Below are 11,247 nucleotides of genomic sequence, written 5' to 3'. Positions count from 1 at the left end.
GCATAAAGAACTGCCGTCCCGAGACGGCATGGCTCACAAGCAAACGTATTGGCTTGAACTCGGCGGCTGGCTGCTTGGGATTCATATCGCGCAAGGTGGCTAATACGCTGCCGGCCAACGATGCCGGAGGCAGCTTGGTGCGTATCACCAACTCTGAACCCGACGGAGTCGCCTGCGTCATAGGGTAATAAATCTGCCAGCCTGGGACGCCGTCGACGTTTTCCTCGTGGACATCCGACACAACGCCAACCACGCGCAGGTTGTTCTTGTCGTCCGTGCCATTTCCAAGGACTTTCCCTACCGCATCTTCATTCGGCCAGAAGAAGCGTGCCATCGAATCATTGATCAGCACGACGCTTTCGCTCTTCGGTCCGTCGTCCCAGGTGAAGTCGCGCCCACGCAGCCCGGTGCCCATCGCGCGCATGTAGCCTGGTGAAATCACATACACCAGTGGTCCGGCTATATCCTTGAAATCCTTCCGAGTTCTACCCTTGGGGATGGGGGTTCCCCAGGCCCGATTCTGTCCAAGCGGAAGATAGTCGACCATACCCGCAGCCTCCACTCCAGGCAGCGCTCCTATGCGCGTCAAAATTTGTTGGAAAATTGCCGCCCGCTTCCGCGCGCTCAAATCCCCGGTTTTGTCACCTGGGACACTGTCGTCGTAGGTGAGCTTGATTGCCGCTGCACGGTCCGGCTGGAATCCAAGATCAACATTCAGAACATTGATAAAGCTGCGCAGCAGCAACCCTGCGCCGACCAGCAGCATGCATGCCAGCGCCACCTCCGACACCACGAGACTGGACCGCGTGCGCTCGTGCTTGCGGCTGGAGCTCGCGCCCGGTCCCGCATCTTTCAACGACTCCTGCAGATTGCCGCCGGCTATCCGAAGTCCCGGAACAAGCCCGAACACCGTCGCAGCAAAAACCGCGATCAGTACCGTCCACCCGAGCGCCGCGCCATCGATGTGCAGCGTGCTCAGTAGCGGAAGGGCGATTGCTCCCTGGTGCGCCAGCCACGAAACCAGAACGGCCGCAAGCATGAATCCAAAGATCGCTCCTGCGCTTGAAAGCACCAGGCTTTCAGTAAGCAGCTGCCGAACGATGCGCAGGCGGCTCGCCCCCAGGGCACCCCGCATCGCAAATTCTTTCGACCGCGCCGAAGCGCGCGCCAGCAAAAGGTTCGACAGATTCACGCACGCGATCAGCAGGATCGCCCCAACCGCTGCCCACAGCGCTACCAGCGAACGGCGCAGTTTTCCACTGACGTAATCCTTTAAGGGAACCGGGACTACAGCGTCCTTATAGTCTCCGCAGGTCTGCGGATACTTGAAGTTCCAGCACATGTGTGGAGCGATACGCGCCGCTTCATCGCGCGCCTGGCCCAGTGCAATCCCTGGCTTGAGCCGCCCGATGAACGTGATGATGTTGCCCCAGTCGCGCGGCGGCCCATAGAGATTGAGTGGCGTAATTGCATCGACCTTGGTTCCCGGCGCAAAAACGGCGCCAAAATCGAATGACGCAGGCAGTACGCCGATTACCGTAGTCTGCTGGCCGTTCATGTCGAACGCCTTGCCCACAATTTGCGGGTCGCCATTGAACTGCCGCTTCCACCACGCATGGGTCAGCAGCACCACCGGGGCCGCTCCATTGCGGGCATCGCCGGGTGTGAATATTCGGCCCATCTGCGCCTGCACTCCCAGCACCTGGAAGAAATTCTCGATGACGTCGATGCTGGTTGCCGTTATCGGCGCTCCTCCACCCAGGCTCAGGCTCAGATTGTCCGAACTCGAAAACGCAAAGTAACCCGTCACATCCTGGTAGGAATGGCTCATTACGCGAAATTGATCGTAGGCATCCGTCGAATACGTTGCGCACGACAACCCGCACTTGGTCGGGGGCGGCGCAATCCACACCAGCTGTTGCGCGTTCTGAAAGGGAAGCGGCCGCAGCAACAGCGTGTTTACGACACTGAAGACCGCAATGTTCGCGCCGATCGCCAGCGCAAGAATCAGCACTGCGACTACCGTGAAGCTGGGATCGCGCCAAAGGGTCCGAATGGTGTACTTCAGGTCCTGCATCAGGATGTCGATGTTCATAAATCCTCGCGCCTCGCGGTGTCTGTAACGCGCCTGTTCCATGCCGCCAATGCTCACCAGGGCCAGCCGTCGCGCTTCTGCCGCCGGCAGCCCGTGAGCCATGTTGTCCTCAATCGCCATCTCGAGATGCGCGGCAAGCTCCGCGTCGAGTTCCGCATCGAGGGGCCTCCTGCGCACGAATGCCCACGCTCGTCCCAAAAAGCGCCAAAGCTCACTCACGCGTCAGCACCTTCCGCGGCCTTGTCCATGGTCATTACGCGTTCCATCACATCCTTCAGCCGCTCCCAGTAGCGCGCATCGGCCATAAGCTGCCGCCGCCCTGCCACGGTGATCGAATAAAACTTCGCTTTGCGATTGTTGTCTGATGTGCCCCAGCGCGAGCTGATCCATCCCCGCTGCTCCAGCCGCACCAGGGACGCGTAGATCGTGCCCTGGTTCAGCAGCACTGCGTCTTCGCTCACTTGCTCAATGCGCCGTGCAATGCCGTAACCGTGCAGCGAGCCCATCACCGTAAGTGTCTGCAACACCATGAGGTCGAGCGTTCCTTGCAGAAGATCAAGTTTTTCAGGAGACATTTCTATACCTGTGGTACGACCACAGAAGTATCCCACAAAGACATGTGGATATACCACAGGAGACCGCCAAATCTCTGACCGGTGTGCCACTGAATCCCCCAAAACTGTGCTGACTGGGTTGAGAAATCGGGTAAATCAAGCCAAGCGTTACCAAAACGAGATTGCCTGGTAACGATATTCGCTGGTAAAAGAAGACTGCTGTTGAAATACGGTTTGCCCGGACTTCTTCCCTCGCAAACCGCCCGATGGCAACATTGCAGGTCTCTTTCCCCAGGCCCCTCTCTGCTCGAAGGCGGGCTGGCATTTTGCCAGTTCCACCCGCTGGCGACAATGCCCATTATGTGAAATCGCGCTCCTACAAAATCGGCAGGTCATTGATATGTATCCATCCCTGATGCCCCATGCTGTCTGCTGGCGACAGGACCCGCAGTTGATCTGGACGATGGCCGTAACCAACGCCATCACGTTTCTCAGCTACCTCAGCATCTGCGTTACGCTCTTTTACCTGGCTCGCAAAACGGGTCGTGCCATCGCCTGCGATTGGGTCTTCTTTCTGATAGGCTTTGCGCTTTTCATCGTGGCGTGCGGATCTACGCACCTACTGGAAGTCGTCACCATTTGGATCCCTATCTTCTGGGTCGATGCCTGGACCAATATCGTCACCGCGATATTGTCTGGCTACGTCGCTCTCCAGATCTTTCGCCGTGCGCCTGAACTGGCCTTTGGAATCAACGACTACGCACAACGCCTGAAGCATGCGCAGACCGAGAAAGCGCGCGTTGAAGACAGCCTGCTTACCGCCCGCAAACTTGAAGAGTGGAGCCGTATGTCGGCCGTTGTCACGCACGAAATCAGCAACCCTCTCTCCGCGATCGAGAATTTGATGTTCCTGATCCAGAATTCTCCATCGGCTCCGACCGAAGTGAAGGCCATGGCGGAGCAGGCCGAGCAGGAAGTGCGCCGTATCGGCACCATCGCGCGTTCTACGCTTGGGTTCTTCCGACAGGATCAAGAGCCGGAGCGCGTTGACTTCTGCGCATCGGCCGATTCGGTGCAGTCCCTGCTTCAGCCGCTGCTCCTCCAGCGCGAAATTCAACTCGTGATTGAAAGTACGGGCGACACTACTGTGAATGCGTACCCAATGGAGACACGCCAGGTGCTCCTGAACCTCGTACGCAACGCCTGCGAAGCTACCAGCGTTCGCGGTGCAGAGGTGAAGATCCGCATCGAAGGGCGAGTGCACGATGTGCTGATTGCCGTCGAAGACCAGGGCTCTGGCATCGCACCCGAGATGCTGCCCAATCTGTTTCAATTCGGAATTACCACCAAGGGCGAAAGCGGCAACGGCATAGGTCTCTGGGCTGTTAAAAAGATGGTGACCCGTCGCGGCGGCTCCATCGAGGTGGAATCCAGGCAAGGCAAAGGGACTCGTTTTACCGTCTTCTGGCCACGGGAACTTGTTAATGAATCCCCCGCGCAAGGCATTGTCGATGCGATGGCCGTCGCTGAAGCCTAGGTCAGTGCGCGATCCAGGTGCACATACCCGCCATCCACAATGATGTGCTGGCCCGTAGTGTGCGCCGATTGAGTTGGCGACAGCAGAAACACAGTCGCTGCCGCAATCTCCGAGGAGAGCGTCATCCGATGCCCCAGCGGAATCTTGTCGGTGATCCGCTTCAACTCCGCCTCCGGATCGCCCAGCGTATCCAGCCAGCGCCGATAGAGCGGAGTCATCACCTCCGCTGGCAGAACAGCGTTCACGCGGATGTTATAGGGCAGCAATTCCGCGGCCCACTCGCGCGTAAGCGCCAACTGCGCGCCCTTGCTCGCAGCGTACCCCGACGTATTCCCCTGCCCGGTAAGCGCAACCTTCGAGCTGATGTTCACAATCGCTCCCTGCCTCCGCTTCAGCGAAGGCAGCGCATAGTGGGCCAACGCGTAATAGTGGATCAGATTCTTGTTGAGGCTCTCCACAAAGCGCGCCACGCTTCCCTTCTCCAATCCAGCACCGTCATTTACTCCTGCGTTGTTCACCAGCCCGTAGATATCCCCGTGAACCTCTTCAATCTCCGCGATGGCCGACTGGCAGCGACCCAGGTCTTCGAGATGCGCCTCCATCAGGGTGCATTTGGCGTTCGTCGCCTGCATCTCAACCATGAACGCCTGCACATTTTCCGAGCGTCGGCCCAGCACCACCACGCGTGCGCCTTCGGCAAGGCAGGCGCGCGAAATGCCCGCCCCGATTCCAGCTCCACCACCCGTCACAACAATCAGCTTGTCTTTCAGTCCAAGGTCCATAGGCTTTCATCTCCCCCAAAGCCAGCCCTGCGAGTCTCCATCTATGCAAAGCCTTCAGCGACTCCGCCGGGCCAGGGTTGTTCCTTCGAATCATCGCACCGGCTACGCGCATGGCACCATACGCGAGGTGCAATCGGCGCGACAATCAATTCGTAAGATTACTTTTTTTCGATGAAGCGGGCTCAACTCGGGATCAACGGCGATTTTCGTCCGGCATCAGCAACGCCGATTATTGATGGCCGTTGCAGCGCGCGTGCATCTTCAGAGCCAGCGGCGTCGGCAGCGTTCGCGTCTTGACCTTGTCCGTCACCGCGACGTAAGAGGGCTTGTTGCTCTCCGCAAGCAGTCCGAGCGACGACAGTTGGCCCATAGTCTGATGGATCCGCGCAATACTCTGCGATCCCACTGCTTCGATCAATTCCTGAGCGGTGCAATAGAGGTCCAGCGTCGCAGCAGGCTCACCTGCCTCGATCAATTCCGTGGCCTTGCGGCAGACGAACTCGAGAACGCGAAGGTGAACCGGCATGAGCTTCGCCAGCAAGTCAATGAACACTGAATTCGACGTGTCCGGCGCCTCGGCGCTGCACGAGCTCACCAGCAGGCCAGCCCACCACTGCCGAATCCAGTCATCCTCCGTCCAAGATCCGTTTTCCAGAGTGCGCCTCACCATGTCAGGATGAGCCTGCACTTTCGCACCTGGTTCCAGCCGGCCCTGCATTTCCTGCGCCTTCAGCACAATCTCCACTGCGCTCGCCACTCTCTTGTTGCTCAGGCGCTTATGAAACCCCACCTTCATCTCTTCCATTGCAGCAGGACAGATCTGTCGCAGGAACCCGAGAGCGCTCGTCAGGCGAAGTTCTCGCAGAAAATAATCGGCATCGGTCTCATCCGATCTCTTCGTGTGCACCCGCCTCCAGGCTTCTAACTCAACACCCTCCGGCCATAACCACGACAATCCGATCCCGCCGTCGTCGCATCGAACTGCCCTTAGCTTCAAAGTGACGCGCTTCTCGCACTGTTCCTCTGTGCCGCCCTTTCTTTGCAGCACCAGCGAAACAACGTCATCCCGCTTCCATCGTTCCTGCGTGCGCAGATACAGCCCCGTCGGGCTCACATCGCGCACCTCGTGCAGCTTTTTCTCTTCGCCGTCTCCGGTGTATGCGATCAGCCCCTGCACGAGCAGCCGTATGATCGAGCGCCTCTCCGGCAGCGGATCCTCGCAATTCAGAAAGCGCTTCACCAGAACTCCCAGTGATTCCTTCTTCTCCTCACGGGGTTTTTTCTTCGGTGTTACGGCTCGCCCGGCGTCGGTCGAAGTGGTAACTTTTGCGGGCGCACTCTCCGTGGTTCTTTTGCGTTTTGCTATGGAAGCATCTGCTTTGGTCTCAGATGCGGCCGCCTTCAACCCTGCTTGCTCCACCACCTGCGCAGTCAGAGGAACGTCGCTCTTCGGCTTTTCTGCTCGGCCGCTTGCATCTACATCGTCCAGGTTCGGCTCAAGCGTCTCCAACTCCGCCGCGACGGTCTCCGGCTCTCTCGCGGTAGCTTCGAGCTCCACCGTGATGGCCTCCACTGCCGCAGGAGCCGCTTCCTTTTGGGCACTCTGCGCAACCTCAGCAAAAGCGGCTGTGTCGGATAGTTCGGAGATCTTGGTGGAAGCCGTGCCCGGGATACTGGCACTCGCGACCTTCTCATCGAGATCCGCGCTTTCCGTGTACGCTGGAGCAACATTCGCGAGCTTCTCGCTGCCCGCTTCTTCCTCTTGAGAGGCCTCTCGAACTTCGACAGGCTCGAGCACCGCCGTAGCCGTGGTCGAGTTCGAGATCTGCCAGGTGCTGACCATCCCTACCGTGGACCCGGTGCCCTGCGGAACGGAAGCAGCAAGCGTGTGAACCAGGACCTGCGAACTCGGAAATGGATGCAGCGGCTGTTTTGGAAACGCAGTAAAGGGCAGGCTGCTCGCTGCAATGGGGATGTCCGCAACAAGCGTGACCGGCTCCACGACCGAGGGACAGGAGATCTCCGCGAGTCGGAGCTCGAGTTCATCTTCGACGCACACAATGATCTGATCGCCAGGTTCCGTGCTGCTCGACTGAAGGCTGTTGAACGGCAGAATCAGGGCGCTCGCAATTTCGGTACGAAATTTCGGAGCGGGAATCTCGGGCCGTAACTCCACAGCCACCAGCACTTTCATATCCTTGTCAAGGTAGGCCAGGTCGAAAGGGAAGAGCCGTGTCAGCTGCGGAGCATACTCGAGGGGTGTCAACCAAAGGCTCGACTTGGAATCCCGGGCAAGACCCTCGACCAGTACCTTCAGGATTTTGAGAGGCTCGCGCGCACTGTCGGCGACCGTGACCGTGGAATTGATCCTGCATCCCCTGGTGACGTTGTACGCACAGCAAGTCTTGGATTCCATACGTTCCAGTAATGCGAGTTCCGGCTAAATCGGTCCCGCTGCTTTGGGCGGTTCATGAGCCGGTGCAGCACTCACGGAGCTCAAGGGACGCCCATTTCACACGAATCTTGAACATAGCATCGATGGCGGTCCGCGCCACACCTCGAGAGGTACGATTAGGCGCAAAAGTACCCATGTCCGTAGTAATTGTTGGGGGATATTGCTGAGTACACTCGACTTTGCGCCGCGCACAGATGATGTGCAGCTACTGTCTCTCTTGTAGCCAGATCTCTCCGAGGCGCTCGATGAGTTCTTTGCGCATCTTGGCGTATTTGGGGCTTCTCTGCCCATGCAACGCGAGAATCTGCGTGCGCTCGAGCATCGAGGGCAGTTCGGGATCAGGGTTTACTCCCCGATCGAGATAGCGATGGACTAGCCAGGGTTCCTTGATGAAATTGGCAGCGAGTTCCGGCCAATCCGACAGCATGCCCAGCTTGTGATCCCACAGCAGGTAGCCCGCGAGGGCACCTAGAGCCGTGCGGGGCCTCTCGGCATCAATGGGTAAGGTCCAAGTCCGGTTCCATGTCATCACGTCCTGAGAACGCATCGGCTTGGCGATACCATATCCCTGCCCGTGATCCGCGCCGAGAATGGCGGCGGCTTCGATTAAACCGAGATCTTCCAGGCCCTCTACCGTCACAGGAGCGCCAAAGCCCTGCGCCAGGAGAGTCAGGTGATAAATGAATTCCAGAGCACGAACCGGTCTCTTCAAGGCCCCGCGCACCAGTCCCTGATCGATTTTCACGCGATCGCAGGGAACTCGGTCCATGCGGAGAAGGGAGCTGTGCCCTGAGCCCAGGTCGTCCTGCGCGATACGGATGCCTGCCTGCTGGAATTCCGCAATACGCGCATCGCGTCTTGCGATATCGAGTGATTCCCTGCTCTCAAGCATCTCCAGTGTCAATACGCTGGCGGGCAAATCCCAGCGTGAGAGCGTCTCAAAAACGCAATCTCGATAGGCGTCCTGGGTGAGCCCATCCGGCGGCAGATTGATCCCTACTGACAGAGTCAGCTCAGAGTGGTTGTCCCGCCACGAGCGCATTTGAAGGCAAACCTGGTCGAGACCCAGTTGAAACAGGCGCAACAATCCCGCATTGCCGAAAGCTGGCAGGAAAGCCGCCGGGGAAATCAATTGCCCGCCGGTACCGTGCAGTCTTGCCAGAGCTTCCAGACTGTCCAGTTTGCCGGTGCGCAAGTTGATGATGGGTTGATACAGCATCTCAACTGCGCCATCTTCGAGATATTGCCTGTACTTCCTGCTCAAATCCGCCGAAACCACGGATGTTTGTTCACAACGCAAGATGGCGTGGCTCATGGATTGCTGGATGTGCCGCAGCATGGCTTCTCGCGTCACGGCGCTGAAGAATCCAGGCCAGTAGCTATAGAGGCTCAGGATTGCGAACGACTGCCCCGACTCATCGATAAGGGGGACCGCGGCGGAAGAGCGAAATCCTCGCTGTGCGGCTTCATGTTTCCAGGCATGCAATGTTGCATTTTCCTGAAACGAGTTGTTGGTTTGAATTTGTCCGGAACGCCACGCGCGTCCCGCCGGTCCGTCTCCGGCTTCGCTGGTTGCGGCTGTCTCGAAAAGAGGCGCGCGTCGTGTTCGCAGTGCCTCAGCATAAAGCGACCCCTCCTTCCCACCTTCAGCTTCGATTTGCATAGCGCCGTGGGCGTCGGGCCGCGAGAACAGGCAAGCAGCGATGCCATCGAAATCTCCCAACACCTGCAATGTGTACCGCAGCGTGTCGGCAAGATTGCTCGCTTTCTGTATCGCCGCATCCAGCGTGGCGAGAACTGAAGCAATCTCGCCATCATATCGAGCATGGCTGGCGATCTGTGCTTCGACATCGAGTTGCAGGCGCTGATGCAGCGCCGCCCTCAACCGATCCTTGTGATCGGTGGCCAGCGCCTCAGTGCTCAGGATCTCCTCAATTTTGGCGTAATAAAGGTGGTATGTCTCCATCAACGTTGGAAGGCGGACTCCGACCATTTCGTGTATCCAACCGACCTCGAGCGCTCTGTCATACTGCGCCTCCCGTGTGATTCCGGGCGACAGGAGTGTTTTCAGATGCTCCGCCTGTTTCGACTTGAGACGATCCAATTCGACCGGGCTCAATCGAGCCAGAATTGCCGAGCTCTGGGCTCGATCGCTGAGGTGCTTGTAAAAGGATTCGGTGAATTCGTGAATGTCATCATCGATGTTCGGATGATTCTCCAGCAGGCGATTCAGCAGTCGATCAATCTCCTCGCCGTACGAGGACGCAAAGTCGGCGAGATACGAATCCGGGAGAGTCAAATCCTTGCCTTCATGGCGCTTCTGCGAAGCTGCGCCCGGCCGGCGTCAGCACGGCAAATCTGTTTAGGTTAATTCAATATTATGCCCCTACCGCAATGATGCGCGATCGTTTTGCGCGATGCCAAAAACTTGCAAGACTCAGTTGTGACAGGAGTACTGACATCGGCACGCACACCTTTGCTGCGGTTCGTCCGACAGATCACCGAGAGTATCTTGCGCTCTAGGCGCGAGGGTTGTATCCCATACCGGACAGCACTCCACGCATGTAGGCGAAGCTCTCCGTCACGCCGGGCATGGGATCATCGGCATGTATCTCGTACTCCAGATCGACCCAGCCGGGGTATTTGATCCTGGTGAGAGCCTCAAAGATCTGGCGGATGGGCATCTTGCCTTCGCCCACGGCGACCTGGCTCTCCTTCGATGTGAAGTTGGTCAAGTCCTTGATGTGCATGTTGAAAAGACGCGGACCGGCAGCGTGGATGGCCTCGACGACGTCGGTTCCCGCCCGCATGCAGTGACCCACATCGATGCAGCAGCCCATCCGCGGATCCATGCTCTTTACAAACTTCAACACGTCGAGTGGCGACGGAAAGATCTTGTCCTCGGGCCCGTGATTGTGGATGGCGATCTTGATGTCGTATTCCTTTACAAACTTTTCCACGCGCGGCAGCGTTGCCGGCGCCGGATCGCCGGCAACAATCACCTTGACGCCGGCGCGCTTGCAGTATTCGAACTTCGCGCGGATGTCATCGTCGTCGTCCTTCTGAAAGTAGATGGCACCGACAGCGTGCAGGTGAATGCCGTTGGCCTCGTAGTCGGATACTGCTTGAGCCTCTGCCGTCGGATCCATGGGCAAATGGTCTTTGGTGTCCTTGGCATTCAGGCCGGTGATGTTCAACTGCTTCATCCAAGTGATCATCTGGGCACGTTGGAAGTTGCGGAACGTATAGCTCGCGACGCCCAACCGGATCGGCGAAGGCGCGCCACCGGCCTCCGTGAGTTCGGCGAATGCGGGTTGACGGATGGGCAATGTGGAAGCAGCAGCAAGTAGAGCTGAAGAGCGGACAAACGTGCGTCGTGAGATCGTTTTCATTTGTTTGAATTCCTCATATGCGGTGTGCCGTGCAAAATCGCCGAAAAGGTCAACGGCGTGAGCCCCAGGGGGCATTTATATGCGCGGCTCCCATCCTTTCTCGTATTCACGGTTCCAGTACTTCATGGCTTCTGAGTCGTTTTTGATTTTTGCATCGGCAGGGTTGAGGTCCAGGTCGCGGTGCACGAACCATGCAATGTTCGAAAGCTGCAGCATGGTCACCGCTACGTTGCCTACCGAGACGGGCGCGTTCAGCTTCTCGCCCTTGCGAATGCCGGCGATGAAGTTGGCAAAGTGCGCGTCGGTCATGGAGTCGGCGCCAATCAGATCGGCCGTCGAAGTCTGCTTGCCCACTTTGAATTCGTCGGTCTTCTTGCCCTTGAGATCATAGACCTCGTAGCCATCGCGATCGACCAGCACGCTGCCTTCGGT

Annotated in this window: 7 protein-coding genes and 1 pseudogene; 1 reads left to right on the top strand and 7 read right to left on the bottom strand. The window is 58.1% G+C overall.

Annotated features, from left to right (window positions below; genetic code table 11):
* Together WA354_RS12050 and WA354_RS12045 are read right to left on the bottom strand one after the other, a co-directional pair.
* A partial coding sequence (locus WA354_RS12050; protein ID WP_472813258.1) for an ADOP family duplicated permease occupies positions 1-2,272 on the bottom strand: 2,272 nt, incomplete at its 3' end.
* Between the two features lie 38 nt (positions 2,273-2,310).
* Positions 2,311-2,670 (bottom strand): PadR family transcriptional regulator, encoded by a 360-nt coding sequence (locus WA354_RS12045; protein WP_472813257.1) that lies wholly within the window; start codon positions 2,668-2,670, stop codon positions 2,311-2,313.
* Between the two features lie 379 nt (positions 2,671-3,049).
* Between WA354_RS12045 and WA354_RS12040 the strand changes: the two genes are divergently transcribed.
* On the top strand, positions 3,050-4,186 hold the full coding sequence (locus WA354_RS12040; RefSeq protein WP_472813256.1) for a sensor histidine kinase: 1,137 nt from the start codon (positions 3,050-3,052) through the stop codon (positions 4,184-4,186).
* Here WA354_RS12040 and WA354_RS12035 read toward each other — a convergent pair.
* From WA354_RS12035 to WA354_RS12015, 5 genes and pseudogenes are all read right to left on the bottom strand, one after another.
* Positions 4,183-4,968 (bottom strand): L-fucose dehydrogenase, encoded by a 786-nt coding sequence (locus WA354_RS12035; protein ID WP_472813255.1) that lies wholly within the window; start codon positions 4,966-4,968, stop codon positions 4,183-4,185. The two genes, WA354_RS12040 and WA354_RS12035, sit on opposite strands and share 4 nt — an antisense overlap.
* Before the next feature lie 229 nt (positions 4,969-5,197).
* The gene (locus WA354_RS12030) at positions 5,198-7,384 is read right to left on the bottom strand and encodes an Abi-alpha family protein (RefSeq protein WP_472813254.1); all 2,187 of its coding nucleotides are present in this window, start codon (positions 7,382-7,384) and stop codon (positions 5,198-5,200) included.
* Between the two features lie 244 nt (positions 7,385-7,628).
* A complete protein-coding gene (locus WA354_RS12025) occupies positions 7,629-9,722 on the bottom strand; it encodes an EAL domain-containing protein (protein ID WP_472813253.1) in 2,094 nt (697 codons plus the stop codon).
* Between the two features lie 220 nt (positions 9,723-9,942).
* Positions 9,943-10,815 (bottom strand): sugar phosphate isomerase/epimerase family protein, encoded by an 873-nt coding sequence (locus WA354_RS12020; RefSeq protein WP_472813252.1) that lies wholly within the window; start codon positions 10,813-10,815, stop codon positions 9,943-9,945.
* A 75-nt stretch (positions 10,816-10,890) separates the two neighbouring features.
* Positions 10,891-11,247, bottom strand: a pseudogene (locus WA354_RS12015) (Gfo/Idh/MocA family protein); the annotation flags it as partial.

This window comes from Occallatibacter sp. (assembly GCF_049802275.1).
GTDB lineage: Bacteria > Acidobacteriota > Terriglobia > Terriglobales > Acidobacteriaceae > Telmatobacter.
Note: the sequence above shows the minus strand (reverse complement) of the source record. Positions and strands in the feature narration are given on the sequence as shown.